This window comes from Streptosporangium sp. G11, assembly GCF_051192615.1.
Classification (GTDB): domain Bacteria; phylum Actinomycetota; class Actinomycetes; order Streptosporangiales; family Streptosporangiaceae; genus Streptosporangium.
Map to the genome: position 1 here is coordinate 58,457 of NZ_JBPJUQ010000030.1, position 18,658 is coordinate 77,114.

The 18,658-nt window shown below is 72.7% G+C and carries 14 protein-coding genes; 11 read left to right on the forward strand and 3 right to left on the reverse strand.

Features of this window, described 5'->3' with window-relative positions; translation table 11 throughout:
• Positions 1-139 precede the first annotated feature (139 nt).
• Genes dnaK through clpB form a run of 5 tightly spaced genes read left to right on the forward strand, consistent with a single transcriptional unit; the run spans position 140 to position 6,737 of the window.
• On the forward strand, positions 140-2,026 hold the full coding sequence (gene dnaK, locus ACSDR0_RS25915) for a molecular chaperone DnaK (RefSeq protein ID WP_435291477.1): 1,887 nt from the start codon (positions 140-142) through the stop codon (positions 2,024-2,026).
• On the forward strand, positions 2,019-2,753 hold the full coding sequence (locus ACSDR0_RS25920) for a nucleotide exchange factor GrpE (protein ID WP_435291478.1): 735 nt from the start codon (positions 2,019-2,021) through the stop codon (positions 2,751-2,753). Before dnaK ends, ACSDR0_RS25920 begins: the two co-directional genes overlap by 8 nt.
• Positions 2,750-3,679, forward strand: a complete 930-nt coding sequence (locus ACSDR0_RS25925; RefSeq protein WP_435291479.1) for a DnaJ C-terminal domain-containing protein — start codon at positions 2,750-2,752, stop codon at positions 3,677-3,679. Before ACSDR0_RS25920 ends, ACSDR0_RS25925 begins: the two co-directional genes overlap by 4 nt.
• Positions 3,676-4,140 (forward strand): chaperone modulator CbpM, encoded by a 465-nt coding sequence (locus ACSDR0_RS25930; RefSeq protein WP_435291480.1) that lies wholly within the window; start codon positions 3,676-3,678, stop codon positions 4,138-4,140. The genes ACSDR0_RS25925 and ACSDR0_RS25930 overlap by 4 nt, the downstream gene beginning before the upstream one ends.
• Complete coding sequence (gene clpB / locus ACSDR0_RS25935; RefSeq protein WP_435291481.1) at positions 4,137-6,737, forward strand: ATP-dependent chaperone ClpB; 2,601 nt, start codon at positions 4,137-4,139, stop codon at positions 6,735-6,737. Before ACSDR0_RS25930 ends, clpB begins: the two co-directional genes overlap by 4 nt.
• Positions 6,738-6,876: 139 nt before the next feature.
• Here clpB and ACSDR0_RS25940 read toward each other — a convergent pair whose 3' ends face one another.
• Both ACSDR0_RS25940 and ACSDR0_RS25945 read right to left on the reverse strand, forming a co-directional pair.
• A complete protein-coding gene (locus ACSDR0_RS25940; RefSeq protein ID WP_435291482.1) occupies positions 6,877-9,192 on the reverse strand; it encodes an AAA family ATPase in 2,316 nt (771 codons plus the stop codon).
• 150 nt (positions 9,193-9,342) lie between these two features.
• Positions 9,343-10,083: a GntR family transcriptional regulator gene (locus ACSDR0_RS25945; RefSeq protein ID WP_435291483.1), complete on the reverse strand. Its 741-nt coding sequence runs from the start codon at positions 10,081-10,083 to the stop codon at positions 9,343-9,345.
• A gap of 271 nt (positions 10,084-10,354) precedes the next feature.
• Here ACSDR0_RS25945 and ACSDR0_RS25950 point away from each other — a divergent pair, with 271 nt between their 5' ends.
• The 3 genes from ACSDR0_RS25950 (at position 10,355) to ACSDR0_RS25960 (ending at position 14,030) form a co-directional block, all read left to right on the forward strand.
• Positions 10,355-11,158 carry an inositol monophosphatase family protein gene (locus ACSDR0_RS25950; protein WP_435291484.1) on the forward strand — a complete coding sequence of 268 codons (804 nt, stop codon included), beginning with the start codon at positions 10,355-10,357 and terminating at the stop codon, positions 11,156-11,158.
• Between the two features lie 145 nt (positions 11,159-11,303).
• Positions 11,304-12,626, forward strand: a complete 1,323-nt coding sequence (locus ACSDR0_RS25955; protein WP_435291485.1) for a lanthionine synthetase LanC family protein — start codon at positions 11,304-11,306, stop codon at positions 12,624-12,626.
• A gap of 513 nt (positions 12,627-13,139) precedes the next feature.
• A complete protein-coding gene (locus tag ACSDR0_RS25960; protein WP_435291486.1) occupies positions 13,140-14,030 on the forward strand; it encodes a hypothetical protein in 891 nt (296 codons plus the stop codon).
• A 75-nt stretch (positions 14,031-14,105) separates the two neighbouring features.
• Here the strand turns inward: ACSDR0_RS25960 and ACSDR0_RS25965 are convergent, their stop codons facing one another.
• Positions 14,106-15,092, reverse strand: coding sequence for a sulfotransferase family protein (locus ACSDR0_RS25965; protein ID WP_435291487.1), 987 nt, complete (start codon positions 15,090-15,092; stop codon positions 14,106-14,108).
• Between the two features lie 619 nt (positions 15,093-15,711).
• On the opposite strand from ACSDR0_RS25965, the gene ACSDR0_RS25970 reads away from it, so the two are divergent.
• From ACSDR0_RS25970 to ACSDR0_RS25980, 3 genes are read left to right on the forward strand one after another with little or no spacing between them, the layout of a single operon-like run.
• Positions 15,712-16,707, forward strand: coding sequence for a sugar ABC transporter substrate-binding protein (locus tag ACSDR0_RS25970; RefSeq protein ID WP_435291488.1), 996 nt, complete (start codon positions 15,712-15,714; stop codon positions 16,705-16,707).
• On the forward strand, positions 16,704-17,732 hold the full coding sequence (locus tag ACSDR0_RS25975; protein ID WP_435291489.1) for an ABC transporter permease: 1,029 nt from the start codon (positions 16,704-16,706) through the stop codon (positions 17,730-17,732). The genes ACSDR0_RS25970 and ACSDR0_RS25975 overlap by 4 nt, the downstream gene beginning before the upstream one ends.
• The gene (locus ACSDR0_RS25980) at positions 17,729-18,583 is read left to right on the forward strand and encodes an ATP-binding cassette domain-containing protein (protein ID WP_435291490.1); all 855 of its coding nucleotides are present in this window, start codon (positions 17,729-17,731) and stop codon (positions 18,581-18,583) included. The genes ACSDR0_RS25975 and ACSDR0_RS25980 overlap by 4 nt, the downstream gene beginning before the upstream one ends.
• The last annotated feature ends 75 nt before the right edge of the window (positions 18,584-18,658 follow it).

Consider the following 18,658-nt stretch of genomic DNA (forward strand, 5'->3'; position numbering starts at 1 on the left):
GGGCCCCGGCTCCTCCCCGGGCCCGCTTCGAAACGCGGAACCACCGGGCCCCGGGGACGCCGGGACGCCGGGATGCCGTGGGCGGCGCGGCGATGCCGTCCGGCGGGTACCGCGGTGCCACAGCGCATAGGAGGGCAGCATGGCTAAAGCAGTCGGAATCGACCTGGGCACCACCAACTCGGTGATCGCCACGATGGAGGGCGACAAGCCCACGGTGATCCCCAACTCCGAGGGCGCGCGGACGACGCCGTCGGTCGTGGCGTTCACCGAGAACGGCGAACGCCTGGTCGGGCAGCTGGCCCGCCGCCAGGCGATCCTGAATCCCAAGGGGACGATCTACTCGGCCAAGCGCTTCATCGGCCGCCGCCACGACGAGGTCTCCAGCGAGCTGAACGCCGTGTCGTTCGACGTCGTCCCCGGCCCCGACGGAGCCGTCCGCTTCAAGATCCACGACAAGCCGTACGCGCCGGAGGAGATCGCCGCGGCCGTGCTGCGCAAGCTCGTGGACGACGCCTCGAAGTTCCTGGGGGAGAAGGTCACCGAGGCGGTCATCACCGTGCCCGCGTACTTCAACGACTCCCAGCGCCAGGCCACCAAGGACGCCGGGAAGATCGCCGGCCTGGAGGTCCTGCGGATCATCAACGAGCCGACCGCGGCGGCCCTCGCCTACGGCCTCGACCGCAAGGAGAGCGAGACCGTTCTGGTCTTCGACCTGGGCGGCGGCACCTTCGACGTCAGCGTCCTCGCCATCGGGGACGGCGTCGTGGAGGTACGGGCGACCGCGGGCGACACCCACCTGGGCGGCGACGACTTCGACCGGCGCGTCGTCGACCACCTCGCCGACGAGTTCCAGCGCGACAACGGCATCGACCTGCGACAGGACCCGCAGGCCCTCCAGCGGCTGTTCGAGGCGGCGGAGAAGGCCAAGGTCGAGCTGTCGTCGGTCACCCAGACGCAGGTCAGCCTGCCCTTCATCACGGCGGACGCCTCGGGCCCCAAGCACCTGAACACCACGCTCAGGCGCTCGACCTTCGAGGAGATCACCGCCGACCTGCTCGAACGGTGCAAGGGCCCCGTCCAGCAGGCCATGGCCGACGCCAAGCTCACCGCCGACGACATCGACGAGGTGATCCTGGTGGGCGGCTCGACCAGGATGCCCGCCGTGCAGAACCTGGTACGCCGCATGACGGGCGGCAAGGAACCGAACATGACGGTCAACCCGGACGAGGTCGTGGCGCTGGGCGCCGCGATCCAGGCCGCCGTCATCAAGGGCGAGCTGAAGGACGTCGTCCTGCTCGACGTGACTCCGCTCTCTCTCGGCATCGAGACGCTCGGCGGGGTCATGACGAAGGTCATCGAGCGGAACACCACGATCCCGGCCCGCCGCTCCGAGACGTTCAGCACCGCCGAGGACAACCAGAGCGCCGTGGACGTCGTCGTGCTGCAGGGCGAGCGCGAGCGCGCCGCCGACAACCGCCCCCTGGGCCGGTTCCGGCTGGAGAACATCCGGCCCGCCCCGCGCGGCGTGCCGCAGATCGACGTGACCTTCGACGTCGACGCCAACGGGATCCTGAACGTCTCGGCCAAGGACAAGGACACCGGCGGCGAGCAGCGCATCACGATCAGCGAGAGCTCGAACCTGGACGCGAGCGAGGTCGAGCGGATGGTCGCCGACTCCGAGCGGCACCGCGAGGAGGACCGGCGGATGCGGCAGGTCGTGGACGCGCGCAACGAGCTCGACTCCACCGCCTACCAGGTGGAGCGCCGCCTGGCGGAGCTGGGCGGCTCGGTGCCCGTCCACGAGAAGGCGCGGGCCGAGATGCTGGTGAACGACGCCCGCGACGCGATCAAGCAGGAGGCCCCGCTCGACCGGGCCCGCTCGCTCACCGCCGAGCTCCAGCAGGTCTACCAGGGCCTCGGCGCGTCGGCCTCGGGTGCCCCGGGGGCAGGGGCGCCGGGAGCGTCCGGCTCTCCGGGCGGACGGGGAGACGACGTCATCGACGCGGAGTTCACGACCGATGAGTGAGACACCAGGGCGTGGCCGTCACGTCCCGCGTCCCGACCGGGAGCCGCGCGGCGGGTACGACCCGTCGGGGCGGGAGCCGCGGGACCGGCGGCCCGACGACCGGGAGCCCTATGACCAGGATCAGGGGGCCGGCCGGGAGGCGCGGCCTCACGACCGGCCCCACGATGAGTCCCGTGAGCAGCACGACGCCCGGGGGGCCCGGGAACCTCAGGAGGCCGAGACCCGGCGCGGCGGCCAGGAGGGGGGCGAAGGCGCCCCGGACGCTCTCCAGGACCGCGTCGTGGAGCTGCAGGCCCTGGTGACCGACCTCCAGGACCGCTGGCGGCGCGCTCTCGCCGACCTCGACAACCTGCGCAAGCGCGTCAGCAGGGACGCCCAGCGGACACAGGCCGAGGAGCGGGCGCGGGCCGCCGTGGAGTGGCTGCCCGTGCTGGACAACCTGGACCGCGCGCTGGAGCACGCGGAGGCCGACTCCGCCTCCATGGCCGACATGGCCGACGGCATGCGGGCGATCCGCGACCAGGCACAGGAGGTGCTCTCCCGCCTCGGCTACGCGCGCCGCGACGACACCGGGGCCGTGTTCGACCCGGCCAGGCACGAGGCGGTGGGTGTGCTCTCCCAGGAGGGCGTGCCCGACGGCACGGTCCTGCGGGTGGTGCGCCCCGGCTACGGGGACGGCGAACAGCAGCTGCGGCCCGCCCTGGTCGTGGTGGCCAAGGGGGCATGATGCCCCCCGACCGGGACTTCTACGAGATCCTCGGCGTGCGGAGGGGCGCGAGCCAGGAGGACATCCAGCGCTCCTACCGCAAGCTGGCGCGGGCCCACCACCCCGACGTCAACAAGGACCCGTCCGCCGAGGACCGCTTCAAGGAGGTCGCCGAGGCCTACAGCGTGCTGTCCGACCCCGAGACCCGGCGCCGCTACGACGCGTTCGGGCCGGACTTCCGCCAGGTGCCCGAGGACGTGGACCCGGAGACGTGGGCGCGCGCCAGGAACCGCCGGGCGGGCGCGGGCCGGGGCGCGGGCGCGGGCTTCGGCGGCTTCGAGGAGAGCGTCGACCTCGACGACCTCTTCGGAGGGCTGTTCTCCGGCAGGAGGGGCCGGCCAGGCGCGAGCTGGGGGCCGATTCCGGGCGCCGACCAGGAGGCCGAGATCGTCCTGACCGTCGAGGAGGCCTACCAGGGCGGACGCCGCTCCATCACCGTCGGCTCGCGCGGGCTGCAGGTCGACATCCCCCCGGGCGTCACCGACGGGCAGCGCGTCAGACTGGCCGGCCAGGGCGGCAGGGGCGGTGACGGGGCCCCCGCGGGCGACCTCTACCTGATCGTCAGGATCGCCCCGCACCCCCGCTACCGGGTCGAGGGGCGCGACATCCACGTCCTGCTCCCGGTGGCCCCGTGGGAGGCGGCGCTCGGCGCCTCCGTCGTGATCGACATCCCCGGGGGCGAGGTCAAGGTCAAGGTGCCGGCGGGAACGTCCGGCGGCAGGCGGCTGCGGCTGCGCGGCCGGGGGATGCCCAGCCGCCGCGGCACGCCGGGCGACCTGTACGCGGAGGTGCGGATCATGGTCCCGGAACGGCTGTCCGACGAGGAGCGGCAGTTGTTCGAGCGGCTCGCCGCGGTCTCCGCGTTCGATCCGAGGAGGCGGCGATGAGCGACCCGTTCCCTGAGCGCAGGCCGCCCCACCCGGGGTCGCGCCCCACGCACCCGCGGCCGGGCACGGAGCGAGCCAGGCCCGCCCCGCCCGCGGGCGCGACCTCCCGCGCACGGGAGGCCAGGCAGGAGGCCCCGCGGGAGACGGGGAGGACCTACCAGCTGACCAGGCCCGCGCGCCTGGATCTGGAGACGTTCGCGCGGGAGACGGGGACCCATCCCGAGCTGGTGCGGCGCCTTGTCGTGCTGGGCGTGCTCGACGCCTGGACCGACGCCGCGGGGCACCTGTGGTTCGAGCCTCCCCAGCTGCTCACCATGGCGCGGATCCGGCGGCTGCGGGCCGGATTCTCGATCAACTACGCGGCGCTCGGCCTCGTACTGGACCTGCTGGACCGCATCGCAGAACTCGAGGCCGCCCAGCGCGGTCGTTCCCGCCCCATCGGAGGCCCGCCGTGGACATGAACCAGCTGACGCAGAAGTCACAGGAGGCCCTGCACGACGCGCAGACCAAGGCCCTGCGCTTCGGGAACACCGAGGTGGACGGCGAGCACCTGCTGCTGGCGCTGCTCGACCAGCCCGACGGGCTGATCCCCCGCCTGCTCTCGTACGCGAACGTCGACACCGGCCGGCTCGGGACCGAGCTGGAGGCCGAGCTGGGCCGTCGCCCCCGGGTCAGCGGCCCCGGCGTCTCGCCCGGCCAGGTCTACGTGACGCGGCGGCTCTCCAACCTGCTGGAAACGGCCAAGAGGGAGGCCGACCGGCTCAAGGACGAGTACGTGTCGGTGGAGCACCTGCTCATGGCCCTGCTGGAGGAGGGCAGCTCGGCCGCCGCGGGGCGGTTGATGCACGAGCAGGGACTGACCAGGGACGGCTTCCTCAAGGCGCTCACCGCGATCCGCGGCAACCAGCGGGTGACGTCCGCCATGCCCGAGGTGGCGTACGAGGCGCTGGAGAAGTACGGCCGCGACCTGGTGGCGGACGCCATGTCCGGCAAGCTCGACCCGGTCGTCGGGCGCGACGCCGAGATCCGCCGCGTCGTCCAGATCCTGTCCCGCAAGACGAAGAACAACCCCGTCCTCGTCGGCGACCCCGGCGTGGGCAAGACCGCCATCGTGGAGGGGCTAGCCCTGCGGATCAGCCATGGGGACGTGCCGGAGGGGCTCAAGGGCAAGACGGTCTTCAGCCTCGACATGGGCTCGCTGGTGGCCGGGGCCAAGTACCGGGGCGAGTTCGAGGAGCGGCTCAAGGCGGTGCTCAACGAGGTCAAGGCCGCCGAGGGGCGGATCCTGCTCTTCGTCGACGAGATGCACACCGTGGTGGGCGCCGGAGCAGCCGAGGGCGCCATGGACGCGGGCAACATGCTCAAGCCCATGCTGGCCCGCGGCGAGCTGCACATGATCGGGGCGACGACCCTGACCGAATACCGCAAGCACGTCGAGAAGGACGCCGCCCTGGAGCGCCGGTTCCAGCCGGTGATGGTCGACGAGCCCTCGGTCGAGGACGCCGTGTCCATCCTGCGCGGCCTGCGCGAGCGCCTGGAGATCTTCCACGGGGTCAAGATCCAGGACAGCGCGCTGGTGGCGGCCGTCGTGCTGAGCCACCGCTACATCTCCGACCGCTTCCTGCCGGACAAGGCCATCGACCTGGTGGACGAGGCGTGCGCGATGCTCCGTACGGAGATCGACTCGATGCCCGCCGAGCTCGACGAGCTCACCCGCAGGGTGATGCGCCTGGAGATCGAGGAGGCCGCGCTCGCCAAGGAGGAGGAGACCGCGAGCCGGGCACGGCTGGAGGAGCTGCGCAAGGAGCTCGCCGACGTACGCGCCCAGGCCGACGCCATGCGGGCGCAGTGGGAGGCCGAGCGGCACGCCCTGCGCGCCGTGCAGGCACTGCGCGCGGAGATCGAGCACGTACGCGCGGACGCCGAGCGGGCCGAGCGCGACTACGACCTCAACCGCGCCGCGGAGCTGCGGCACGGCAGGCTGCCCGAGCTGCTGCGGCGGCTGGAGGCCGAGGAGGAGCGGCTGTCCGCCAAGCAGGGGACGTCGCGCCTGCTGCGCGAGGTCGTCACCGACGAGGAGATCTCGATGATCGTCTCCCGGTGGACGGGCATCCCGGTGAGCCGGCTGCGCGAGGGCGAGCGCGAGAAGCTCCTGAGGCTCGACCAGATCCTGCACGAGAGGGTGATCGGCCAGGACGAGGCGGTGCAACTGGTGGCCGACGCCGTCATCCGGGCCCGCTCCGGCATCAAGGACCCGCGCCGCCCGATCGGGTCGTTCATCTTCCTGGGGCCGACGGGCGTCGGCAAGACGGAGCTGGCCAAGGCGCTCGCGGAGGCGCTCTTCGACACCGAGGACAACATGATCCGCATCGACATGAGCGAGTACCAGGAGCGGCACACGGTCAGCCGCCTCGTCGGCGCGCCCCCCGGCTACGTCGGGTACGAGGAGGGCGGCCAGCTGACCGAGGCCGTGCGGCGCAAGCCGTACTCCGTGGTGCTCTTCGACGAGGTGGAGAAGGCGCACGCCGACGTCTTCAACACGCTGTTGCAGGTGCTCGACGACGGACGGCTCACCGACGCGCAGGGCAGGACCGTCGACTTCCGCAACACCGTCCTGATCATGACCTCCAACCTCGGCTCCGTGTACCTTCTCGACGGCGTCACGTCGACCGGGGAGATCAAGCCCGACGCGAGGCAGCAGGTCATGGCCGAGCTGCGCTCCAGTTTCCGCCCGGAGTTCCTCAACCGCGTCGACGACATCGTGATCTTCAAGCCGCTCACCCCCGAGGAGATCGAGCGCATCGTTGGCCTGATGTTCGTCGAGCTGCGCGACCGCCTCGAACAGCGGGGCATCCGGCTGGAGGTCACCGAGGCGGCGCTGCGGCACATCGCCGAGCGGGGCTACGACCCCGTGTACGGCGCCCGCCCGCTGCGCCGGTTCATCGCCAGGGAGGTCGAGACGCGCATCGGCCGCGCGCTCCTGTCGGGAGAGGCGGAGGAAGGGGCGGTGGTCCGTGTGGACCTCGCCGGCGACGAGCTCGCCGTCGCCTATGGGTGAACAGATCGGCGGGCTCGCGGCCCACGGCGCCCGCGGGCCGGTCCGGGACGGGTGAGGACCCCCGCGGGTTCGCGGCCCACGGCGCCTACGGGCCGATCCGGGTGGGTGAGGACTCCCGCGGGTTCCTCCCGGCGGGGCCTCAGAGGGGGCGCCGGTGGCCGTTCTCCTCCGCCGCGAGCCTGGCCAGCTCGACCCGCGAGTGGATGCCCAGCTTGCGGAAGACCTGCCGCAGGTGGAAGGCGACGGTGTGCTCGCTGATGAACATCTGCTCGGCGGCGTGCCGGTTCGTCAGCCCCTGGGAGACCAGGTCGCAGACGGCCTGCTCGGTGCCGGTCAGGCTGGCCCATCCCGACACGGGATGGTCGGTCCTGACCCAGTGGCGGCACCGCTCGCCCAGCAGCCGCAGCCTGCCCCGCACCCGCGCCGCGTCCCGGACGGCCTGCACGGCCCCGTAGCAGGCCAGCGCGGTCTTCAGGTTCTCCACGGCCAGGTCCCTGCGGCCGTCGTCCGCGCTGAGCAGCACGCCGAGATCCTCCGCCGCCGATCCCCTGGCCCAGGGGTCGGCGTGCCCGGCCACCGCGCGGCCCAGCGCCTCGGCGTCGCCCTCCCGCAGGCCCCGCGCATGGTCGGCGGACACCGACGGGCCGGGCAGGCAGGGGTTGCGCCAGGCGATGTCCTCGGCCGCGTCGACCGCGGTGTCGGCCCTGCGCCGGTCGTTCACCGCCATCGCCATCCGTACCAGCCACGCCGCGGCGGTGGGCTCGCCGGTCAGTGCTCCGATGTGCCGGGGCAGCGCGTCGTAGATGCCGCCGAGCGAGCTCATACCGCCCGTCGCGCCGTCGCGGGCCTCGCTGATCCGCCCGGCCGCCAGCTCCGACCGCAGCCGTGTGCACGGCGGCACGCCGGGCGCGGACCTGACCGGGTCCCGCTCCATGTACCTGATGGCCCCCGGCAGGTCGCCCGACCGCAGCGACGCGGTGCCGAGCACCGACAGGGCCGAGGAGGCCAGGAGCGGGGCGTCCAGGGCCCCGGCGGCGGTCAGGCCGGCCTCCGCGTGCTCGATCGCGCTGCCGAGCCGGCCCGCGGCCAGGTCCAGCCGGGCGCGCAGGACGGGGATCTCGGCGGCCCACGCGGGCTCGCCCTCGGCCTCGGCCTCCTCGGCGGCGCCCTCCGTCGCCGGTCCGGCCTCGTCCAGCAGGCAGAGGTCGATCAGCATCGAGGCCAGTACCGCCCGTGGCTGCCGGTGCCGGTCGCGGGCCGGTCGCTCCACGGCCTCGCGCGCCAGGTCCAGCCCGCGTGAGAGCGCGCCCTCGTCCCAGGCGAGCAGGGCCAGGTCCAGGAGTCTCCCGGCCCCGCCGTCGCCGCCCCGGGGCGCGAAGGCACGGCGGGCTCCGGCGGAGCGCTCGACCTGCTCCCGCAGCGCCCGCCGCACCGGTGAGGGCACCTCGTCGACGACCGACCGCCACAGCAGCTCGTGACGGAACGCCAGCTCGTCGTGGGTGGCCACCAGCACCCCGGCCGCCAGCGCCTCCTCCAGCGGGGGAAGCAGCGCGGCCGGGGTCTCGCCGAGCATCTCGGCCACGTACGCCGGTGTGAACGAGCGTCCGAACACCGCGATGGCCTCCAGCAGGTACCGCGTCCTGGCGCCGAGCCCGTCCAGGCGCCGCCGGACGGCGGTGTGCAGGCGCGGGGGCAGCGGGGGCGGGGCGACTCCCGCGGGCGTGGTTCCGGCCGGCCGGGCGACGCCGTCCTCGACCAGGACGGCGCCCTCCTCGCACAGCCCGACGAGAAGCTCGGAGAGCAGGAGGGGGTCGCCGCCGGCCTGGGCGGCCAGTGCCGCCAGCTCCTCCCCGGGGACCGCGCCGAGGATGTCGGCGGAGACCTGGGTCACCGCGTCCTCGTCGAGGGGGCCCAGGACGATCCTGGTGGCCCCCTCCTTCTCCAGGAGATCGAACAGCCGCCCCGCGTCGCCGCGCGCCGGGGCGTCACGGCGGGCCAGCAGCCATGCCACGGGACACGAGGCCAGCCGGGAGGGCATCGTCCGCAGGGCCATGACCGTGGCGGGGTCGGCCCACTGGAGATCGTCCAGCATCACCAGCAGCGGCCCCGAGGCCAGCCTTCTCTCCAGCGAGGTACGGACCTGCTCGGCCAGCCACAGCAGCAGTCCGGGCCTGTCGGGGAAGGCGTTCCCGGTCATGGGCATCGGGGCCGTCGGCGCAGGTGACTCCTCGAGCGCGGACAGCAGCGGCCCCAGCGGGGTCAGCCGTCCCAGCTCGTCGGCCCGGCCGCTCGCCACCGACGTACCCCGCGCGCTCGCGGCGCTCGCGGCCTCGGCCAGCAGCAGCGACTTGCCCATCCCCGGTCCGCCCTCGACGAGCATGACGTTCCCGGTCGTGGAGGCGACGTCTCCCAGCAGGGCGAGGACCGCCGCCCACTCATCTCTCCGGCCGCGCATAGTCTTGTCTCGGATCTGGGGTCATACTGCGGGCTTCCTGAGCGGTGATTACGCATATGACATCCCCAAGGGACGAATCATCACGCGTCGGGCACCGTCGTGCACCGGTGGTTTGGGACAGATTTGACCTGAAGGCCGCCCATCGCCCGGTCAGCGCTCGATGAGCGTGACCTCCAGGGAGTAGTGCGAGGCCCGATAGACGTGGGAGCCGTGCTCGACGGCCCTGCCCTGGTCGTCGTAGGTGGTGCGGACCATCGTGAGCAGCGGCGCCCCGCGCCGCTCGCCGAGCAGCCTGGCCTCGGCCGTCGTGGCCGCCCGCGCCCCCATGCGCTGGTTCGCCACGCGCATCCGCACCCCCGCGGCGCGGAGCATCTCGTACAGCCCGCGCTCCTGGAGGCTCTCAGCGGTCAGCGGGGCGAGACCGGAGGGCAGCCAGTTGTGCAACAGGGCCAGCGGCTCCCCGGCGGCGTAGCGGATCCGCTCCAGGCGGAGCATCTCGGTGCCGGGCGCGACGCCGAGGAGCGCGGCGACCTCCTCCTCCACCGGGGCCAGGCCCAGGGCCAGCACCCTGGTGGCCGGCTCCTGGCCGGCCCTGCGCAGGTCGTCGTAGAGGCTGGTCAGCTCGACGGAGCGCTTCACCTGGCCGTGCACCACCTGGGTGCCGACGCCCCGCTTGCGCACGAGCAGGCCCTTGTCGACCAGATACTGGATCGCCTGGCGGACGGTCGGCCGCGACAGGCCCAGCCGGTCGGCGAGCAGGATCTCGTTGTCGAGCCGCGATCCCGGGGGCAGGTCGCCGCGGCGGATGGCCTCGGAGATCTGCTCGGCCACCTGAAAGTAGAGGGGGACCGGGCTGGACCGGTCGAGATCGATGGCGAGCCGCGCCGTCATTCGCCCTCCCGGTTGACACACCGCGCCGCCAGGCTATCGAACATCAGAATGTCTTGACAAAAACCGGTCGGGGTCGGCGGAGGCGCATGGCGCGCGCGTGCGGGGCCGGTGTCCTCGTACAGGATGGAAGGTGGGGTGCGGGGCGGGCCGGAGGCGGACCGGGGCCGGGAACGTTCCCGGGGCCGCCTGCCGGCGCCGCTCCGGCGCCGTCGACGACCGGCGCGGCCGGTTCACGCCACCGGGTTCGCGCCACTGGAGGAAGCGGGGAAGCATGGATCGGAGCACCGCAACAGATCTCTCCGCCGTCGCGGTCGAGGCCGCCCGCGCGGTGGGCGACCGGCTCCGCGAGGCGTTCAGGTCGCGTCCCGCGGTCGAGACCAAGAGGGACTTCCACGACCCGGTGACCGAGCACGACCGCGCCGCGGAGGAGACCATCCGGGAGGTCATCGAGAGGCGCGTCCCGGGAAGCACGATCATCGGCGAGGAGGGTGGCCGCGCGGGCTCCGGCGAGATCCACTGGTACGTCGACCCGATCGACGGGACCGCGAACTTCGCCGCCGGGCTGCCGTTCTTCTGCGTGTCGATCGCCGCCGCGGCCGGGGAGGAGGTGGTCGCCGGGGTGGTGTACGACCCGGTGCGCAACGACGAGTTCCGGGCCGATCTGGGCGGGGCCTGGTGCAACGGCACGCGGATGCGCAGCGCCGGTGCCGCGCGCGACCGGGAGGGGATGCTGCTGACCAGCTACCCCACCCCCTGGGAGCTGGCCGAGGCCGGGGAGGAGGGGCTGCGCCGGTTCGGCGGGATGGTGCGGGCGTTCGCCTCCACGCGCCGTCTCGGCAGCACCGCGCTCAAGCTGGCGCACGTCGCGGGAGGGTGGGCGGACGTCGCCTACGGCAGTAGGGTCAGTCCGTGGGACGTGGCGGCGGGGTCGCTGCTGATCCGTCAGGCGGGGGGCGTCTTCATCCCGCTGGACGGGTCGATCTTCGAGCCCGGCGGCTACCTCGCCCACGTCGGAGGCTTCGACCTGGCGGGGTCGGTCATGAGCGACCTGTTTCTTCGTGGCCACCCGTCCTGAAGTGCCGGTGAGCCGGGCGGGGCAGCGGATGACCCGCATGGAAAACCCTCGCGCGGGCAGATTCCGCGTGTCGGCCACCGTATTACCTATTGATCCTGTAGGAAATACAGGTAAAATGATTGTCTCGCCGTACGAAGGAGCCGCCATGAGCCTGGAGCCGGAGGCCGAGAGCCCGCTGGCCGTCGCGGTCGGGGCCGCGCGCTGGATCCGTTCCGCGGCCGTGGACGACGAGCGGGGGCGGCACTGGCGGGCCAACCCCGACCCCCGGGGCCGGGCCGCCATGCCCGACCACCCCCTGTCGCTGTACTCGGGGGCGGCCGGGATCATCCTGTTCTTCCTGGAGCTCGCCGCCGCCACCGGCGACGACGGCTATCTGGACGACGCCGCGGCCGGGGCCCGCTACCTCTCCGCCACCTGGCGGGAACAGGCCGATCTCTCCCTCCACCACGGCCTGGCCGGGGTGATGTTCGCCCTGGCCGAGGCCGGGTGGGCCACCGGCGAGGGGGACTTCGAGGTCGAGGCCGGCGCCGTCGCCGACCGCATCGTGCGCAGCGCCCGCCCCATCGACGGCGGCCTGGGCTGGACCGGCGACCCCGCGCAGCGAGGCGACGGCGGGATCATCCTCGGGCTGCTGCACGCCGCGGGCATCCTGGGGGTGCCCGCCTACCAGGAGATCGCCGTCGAGGCCGGCGCCCGCATCGCCACGCTCGTCGTCCCCGGCCACCGCTTCGGCGAGGGCGCCTGCGCCGACCTGCCGCTGGACGCGGTCACCCCGGGCTTCCTGTCCGGCACCGCCGGAACCGCCTTCCTGCTCGCCCGCCTGTACGGCGTGACCGGCGAGGTCGACTTCCTCGGCGCCTCCCGCAGGGGAGCCGACTTCGTCCGCGCGGTCAGCGTCGTGACCGAGCGGTGCGCGCTGGTGCCGCACCACATCCCGCAGGGCCGCGACCTGCACTACCTGGGCTTCTGCTCCGGCTCCGCCGGGGTCGCCCGGATGTTCTACGAGCTGCACCGGGTGTCGGGCGACGCCGGTGACCTCGACTGGGCCGAGCGGCTGGCCAGGGGGATCGTCCGCAGCGGCGCCCCCGCCAACCAGAGCGGCGGCTCCTGGAACTCGGCCTGCCAGTGCTGCGGCACCGCCGGCCTGGTGGAATTGTTCGTCGGGCTCTGGGCGGCGACCGGCCGCCGCCAGCACCTGGAGTTCGCCCGCACGCTGGGGGAGAGCCTGAGCGGCCGGGCCACCGGCCACGACGGCCGGGGAACCCGCTGGTACCAGGCCTACCGGCGGCTGCGTCCCTGGGAGGTCACCGCCGACACCGGCTACATGGTCGGCGCGGCGGGGGTCGGGGCCGCCCTCCTGCACCTGGACGCCACCGCCCGCCCGCAGGAGGCCAGGCGGCTCATCCTGCCGCCGGACAACCCGTTCCCCGCCATCCCGCTGCCGAGCGCGACGCTCCGCCGGTCCTGACGATCGTGGAAGGCACGTCGCCGGCGAGCCGGCCGGTCACGCGGACGGGTGTGACGAGAGGCCGCCCCGGCGAGGTGGCGCGAAGAGCGCGGCACGGGCGTGACGAGAGGTCGCCACGGCGAGGCGGTACGGAGCGCGCGGCGCGGAGCGCGGCACGAAGAGCGCGGCACGGGTGCCGCGACCGGATGGCGCCGGAGGGCGCGACGCGAGGGACGTGCCGCCGGCCTGCCGCGCCCGTGCACGTGCCCGCACCCTGTACGGTCGGGCATCGAGGCCTTCAGCGGGCCCGGCGCCACGGACACGTCCCCGGCGCCGCCCCGGCCCCCGGACCGTGTCACCCCCGGTACGCCCGATCGTGCCGACCCGGTCGTGGAGGGTGGCGGCCACCGGCGCCCCTCACGCCGGAGGAACCAAGGATGAGATGCCCTTTGGCCGTCAAGGGGTGACAAAGCTCGTGATGATGATTGGTGATTCTCCGTGAGTGCTACCCAAGGCTTGCCTAATCTCAGTGTCGTGACAATCGAGGATTTCCTTCCCGACCCCGACCGCTCCACCGTCGCGATCGAACCGGCACAGCCGGGTGCGGGCCACTGGGCCGGCGCGCCGAGCGCGGTGGCGAGCGACGGGCTGATCTACCTTGCCTACCGGCTGCGCCGCCCCGTCGGCGAGGGCCGCGGTTACGCCGTCGCCGTCGCCCGCTCCACCGACGGCGAGCGGTTCGAGACCCTGCTCACCATCGGCAGGGAGGAGATGGACACCGAGTCGCTGGAGCGGCCCACCCTGGTCCGCACGCCGGAGGGACGCTGGAGGCTCTACCTCAGCTGCGCCACCTACGACACCAAGCACTGGCGGGTCGAGGTGCTGGAGGCCGACGACCCGTCCGGCTTCCGGGCCTCGCAGCGGCAGGTCGTGCTGCCCGGCGACCCGAAGACCGGCGTCAAGGACCCGGTGATCGTGCTGCGGGACGACGTGTGGCACCTGTGGGCCTCCTGCCACCCGCTGGAGGAGGCCCACGAGGCCGACCAGATGGTGACCGACTACGCCACCAGCGCCGACGGCATCGAGTGGACCTGGCAGGGCACCGCGCTCAGCGGCCGTCCCGGCACCTGGGACGCCCGGGGCGCGCGGGTGGCCGCGGTCCGCTTCCTCGGCGACAGGGTGGTGGCCTTCTACGACGGCAGGGCCACCTCGGCGGAGAACTACGAGGAGAAGACCGGTGTCGCGGTCGGCACCGACCCGGCGGAGCTGACCCCGCTCGGCACCGAACCCGTCGGGGTCTCGCCGTACGCGGGCGGCGGCCTGCGCTACATGGACATCGTGGACCTGCCGGGCGGCGGGCGGCGGCTCTACTACGAGTACACCCGCGCGGACGGGGCGCACGAGCTCCGCACCGAACTGCGCTGATCACGGCAGGGCCGCGCCGGCGGGCACGAACCGTGCCCGCCGCGTGCCCGCCGTGTTCCTGCCGTGGATCGCCGGCTATGTCTGGGGGCGGCCGTTACGCGCCTGGCGCTGGCCGTCGGGGCGGATGCCCACCAGGCCGCCCGAGCGCTCGCGGGGGCGGAGCCAGTCGCTGAAGTCCTCGCCGGTCACCTTCTGCAGCAGTGCCACGTCCTCGGTGAAGTAGGAGATCAGCTTCTCCCGCTGGTCCCAGGTCAGCGGCTGGCGGGAGCGGGCCTGCTCCTGCAGCCTGCGCTCCAGCGGGTCGGTCAGCGCCACACTCACCCGCGAGGGCAGGAACCGCCCCACGGACGACCCCACGCGCAGGGCGCGCGACAGCATCCGGTGCCCGCGGGTCGGCTCCGGGTGGGCGGTCACGTTCTCCCGGGGGACCTCGGTGACCACGCCGGTCTCCACCCCGAGGAAGCGGAAGATCCGGTCGAGGGTCTCGGCGGGGCGGTCGACCAGGTCGCGGTAGCGGTAGACGAGGACCTGCTCGCGGGGGAAGAGGGTGAACAGGTGCTGGAGCTGCTCACCGTATTTGCCGAGCCCGAGATAGTGCCAGAACGGCGCCCACCCCGCCCTGACCCGGCGCTCCTCCTCGGCGCAGGCCCTCACCACGTCGCCGATCGGTTCCAGCCCGGCCGACCACAGGTGCGTCCAGTTGGAGTGGGCGCGCTCCACCGGGTCGCGCAGCACCACGATGAGCCTGGCCTCGGGGATGGCCGCCCGGATGCGCCGCTGCGCCTCCAGGTCGTAGAGATAGAACGGCGTGGACTCGCCGGTGAGCGTGCCCGGCGGTGCCGCGTGGAACAGGGCCTCGTAGTCCTCGCGCCGCCAGACGTGCTCGCGGTAGGTCTGGGCGTCGCCCGGTCCCCCCTTGGTCGGTGGCGGGCCGTCGCTGAGGAAGAACTTCGGTTCCTTCACCGGGGACATGAACAGTCCCGGGTGCCGGGCCAGCGCGGCGTGCAGGGCGGTGGTCCCGGCTTTGGGAGCACCGATCGTGAGGAAATTCGGCAGGGGCATCGTTATTACCCTTAATCCCTACTGTGATTATTGGTAAATATAGCCCCTTATCGGGCGAAGGCAAGCGCCCGGCCGTGCGATCGCCGTGATCCAAGGGGCTTCCCGGTTCAGGGGATTTCAGTCGTCGGCGCCTATCTCCAGGTCGTGGGGACGTGAAGGGTGCTGTCCCGTTCAGGGAACGCTGAGTTCTTTTCCGCTATTTGGCTGCTGCGGAGGAGTTTTGTCGCGTTATGAATAAACAGGATACTCGTGCCGTATTTCAGATTCGATGCCACCGGGGTACCTCACCCCTCACTCTCCCGTAACCCGGCCCGGCGGTCCCCGCCGGGAGCGTCGGCATTTCGCCTCCCGCGGTGCCCCGACCTGCGGCGCCGTGCCGTTCTGTGCCTGGTCGAGCGGCCCGGACCCGCCGTCGGGCCGTACGGTCACTCCGCGCCGACGGCCGGCGAAGTCCCGGCGACGGCGGGTACGTATGTCGTGGCGCGAAGGTGAACCCGGGCGGGTGCGGCCCCTCTCATGGTTCATAAGTCCTAATGTCACGACAATCATTGACATGCAGGTAATGCGTTGGTTACAAACCAGTGAGGGAGATCCGGCGAGGCGACGCGCGGAGGTACCGATGAAGTGGACGACAGGGCTGGTCGCGCTGGCGGTGCTGGGCCTTTCCGCACTGACCGGCTGTTCGGCGGGGCAGGCTGGAGGGCAGCCCTCGGGAGAGCCCGCGGGGGCGGCGAGCGGTCCCGCCCCGGCGGCCGGCGGCGGCACCTTCGCCGTCGTCACCCACGCGAGCGCGGGGGACGCCTTCTGGGACGTGGTCAAGAACGGCGCCGAGGCGGCGGGGAAACGGTACGGCGTCACCGTGACCTACCAGGGCGACGGTGACCCGGCCAGGCAATCCCAGCTCATCGATCAGGCCGTCAGCCAGAAGGTCGACGGCCTCGTGGTCTCCATGGCCAACCCGGACGCCCTGAAGGAGTCCGTCGGCAAGGCGGTGTCGGCCGGAATCCCGGTGATCACCATCAACTCCGGCGGCGACGTCTCCCGCGAGTTCGGCGCGATCACCCACGTCGGCCAGTCCGAGAACGTGGCGGGCCGGGGCGCGGGGGAGAAGCTCAAGGCGGAGGGGGTCACCAAGCTGCTCTGCGTGATCCACGAGGCGGGGAACGTCGGTCTCGACCAGCGCTGCAACGGCGCGACCCAGGGACTGGGCGGCACCGTCGAGCGGCTCCAGGTGGACGTGGGCAACCTCGCCGACGCCACCTCCAAGATCAAGGCGAGGCTCCAGTCGGACACCTCCCTCAACGGCGTCCTCACCCTGAACCCCGCGGTGGCCGTCGCCGCCCGCGACGCCATCGCCGACGGCGGATCCAAGGCCAGGCTCGGCACCTTCGACCTGTCGGCCGACGTGGTCACCGCCATCAAGGACGGCGAGATACTGTTCGCGGTCGACCAGCAGCAGTATCTCCAGGGGTGGCTGCCGATCACGTTCCTGACCCTCCACAGGGAGAACCTGAACACCGTCGGCGGCGGCCTGCCGGTCAACACCGGCCCCGGCTTCGTCACCAAGGACAACGCCGAGAAGGTGGCCCAGCTCGCCGAGAGCGGCACCCGGTGACGGTGGCCGACGAGCGGCTGGCCGGGACCGGGATCGCCCGCAGGCTGCTGATCCGGCCGGAGCTCGGGGCCGTCGTCGGTGCCCTCGTGGTCTTCGCGTTCTTCGCCGGCCAGTCGGCGGTCTTCCGCTCGGTCGAGGGCGTGGCCAACTGGCTGGACCCGGCCTCCACCCTCGGGATCATGGCGGTGGCGATCGCGCTGCTGATGATCGGCGGTGAGTTCGACCTGTCGGCCGGGGTGCTCACCGGTACCGTCGGCCTGGTCACGGTGATCCTCGCCACCCGCTACGACCTGCCGGTGTGGGCGGCGATGCTCGTCGCCCTGGCCGTGGCGCTGCTCGTCGGCCTCCTCAACGGGCTGGTCGTGGTCCGCACCGGCCTGCCCAGCTTCATCGTCACCCTCGCCACGTTCCTGATGCTCCAGGGCGTCAACCTGGGCGTCACCAAAGCCTTCACCGGGACCGTGCAGGTCGGCGGCCTGCGCAGGGCCGAGGGGTACGAGGAGGTGAGGGCGGTGCTCGCCGGGACGATCCCGGTCGGCGGGACCGACTTCCGGGTGGCCATCCTGTGGTGGCTGGCCGTCACCGCCCTGGCCACCTGGGTGCTCACCAGGACCAGGGCCGGAAACTGGATCTTCGCGGTGGGCGGTGACGAGCGGGCCGCCCGCGCGGTCGGGGTTCCCGCCGAGCGGACGAAGATCGCGCTCTTCGTGACCACCGCCGTGGCCGCCTGGCTGGTCGGCTCGATCATGGCGCTGCGCTTCACCTCGGTGCAGGCGGGCTCCGGCGTCGGCCAGGAGTTCGTCTACATCATCGCGGCGGTCATCGGGGGCTGCCTGCTGACCGGCGGCTACGGCTCCGCGATCGGCGCCTCCGTCGGCGCGGTGATCTTCGGCATGGCGGACAAAGGCATCGTCTTCGCGGGCTGGGACGCCGACTGGTTCATGTTCTTCCTCGGCGCCATGCTGCTGCTGGCCACGCTCGCCAACCGGTTCGTCCGCCGGTACGCGGAGGAGGTGAAGCGGTGACGGGAGACGAGGCCGCGACAGGCCGTGAGGCGGCGGAGGGCGAGCCGGACACCCCGCCCCTGCTGGAGGTCCGCGACGTGGGCAAGACGTTCGGCGGCGTGATCGCGCTGCGGGACGTCTCCATGCGGGTGCGCGCGGGGGAGGTGAGCTGCGTCCTCGGCGACAACGGCGCGGGCAAGTCCACGCTCATCAAGATCCTGTCGGGCATGCACGCCCCCGACTCCGGCTCGTACCTGGTGGACGGTGTCCCCGCCGCCTTCGCCAGCCCCCGCGACGCCCTCGACAAAGGCATCGCCACCGTCTACCAGGACCTGGCGATGATCCCGCTGATGTCGGTCTGGCGGAACTTCTTCCTGGGCTCCGAGCCCGTGCTCGGCCGGGGGCCGCTGCGCCGCTTCGACGTGGCGGGGGCGAAGCGGACGGTCCGCGAGGAGCTGCGCTCCATGGGCATCGACATCCGCGACGTCGACCAGCCCGTCGGCACCCTGTCCGGCGGCGAGCGCCAGTCCGTGGCCATCGCCCGCGCGGTCCACTTCGGTGCCCGCGTCCTCATCCTGGACGAGCCCACCTCCGCCCTGGGCGTCAAGCAGGCCGGTGTCGTCCTGCGCTACATCGCCCAGGCCCGCGACCGGGGCCTGGGCGTCGTCTTCATCACCCACAACCCGCACCACGCCTACCCGATCGGCGACCGCTTCCTGCTGCTCAACCGGGGGGCGAGCCTCGGCGAGTACGCCAAGGCGGACATCACCCCCGAGGAGCTCACCTCCCTGATGGCGGGGGGTGCCGAGCTGGAGCAGCTCGCCCACGAGCTGAGCCGGGGCGGCCCTCCGGCGGCACCGCCGCCCCCTTAACCGGACGCATCCCCGTGAACCGGACGCGTCCCCGTGAATCGGATGCACTTTCGTGAGTCAGACGAACCAGATGAA

Excerpts from the sequence above, each read along its gene's own strand:
- ACSDR0_RS25945 (WP_435291483.1), bottom strand. The coding sequence starts at position 10,083 with ATGACGGCGCGGCTCGCCATCGATCTCGACCGGTCCAGCCCGGTCCCC.
- dnaK (WP_435291477.1), top strand. The coding sequence starts at position 140 with ATGGCTAAAGCAGTCGGAATCGACCTGGGCACCACCAACTCGGTGATC.
- ACSDR0_RS25930 (WP_435291480.1), top strand. The coding sequence starts at position 3,676 with ATGAGCGACCCGTTCCCTGAGCGCAGGCCGCCCCACCCGGGGTCGCGC.
- ACSDR0_RS25965 (WP_435291487.1), bottom strand. The coding sequence starts at position 15,092 with ATGCCCCTGCCGAATTTCCTCACGATCGGTGCTCCCAAAGCCGGGACC.
- clpB (WP_435291481.1), top strand. The coding sequence starts at position 4,137 with ATGAACCAGCTGACGCAGAAGTCACAGGAGGCCCTGCACGACGCGCAG.
- ACSDR0_RS25970 (WP_435291488.1), top strand. The coding sequence starts at position 15,712 with ATGAAGTGGACGACAGGGCTGGTCGCGCTGGCGGTGCTGGGCCTTTCC.
- ACSDR0_RS25950 (WP_435291484.1), top strand. The coding sequence starts at position 10,355 with ATGGATCGGAGCACCGCAACAGATCTCTCCGCCGTCGCGGTCGAGGCC.
- ACSDR0_RS25940 (WP_435291482.1), bottom strand. The coding sequence starts at position 9,192 with ATGCGCGGCCGGAGAGATGAGTGGGCGGCGGTCCTCGCCCTGCTGGGA.
- ACSDR0_RS25925 (WP_435291479.1), top strand. The coding sequence starts at position 2,750 with ATGATGCCCCCCGACCGGGACTTCTACGAGATCCTCGGCGTGCGGAGG.
- ACSDR0_RS25955 (WP_435291485.1), top strand. The coding sequence starts at position 11,304 with ATGAGCCTGGAGCCGGAGGCCGAGAGCCCGCTGGCCGTCGCGGTCGGG.
- ACSDR0_RS25920 (WP_435291478.1), top strand. The coding sequence starts at position 2,019 with ATGAGTGAGACACCAGGGCGTGGCCGTCACGTCCCGCGTCCCGACCGG.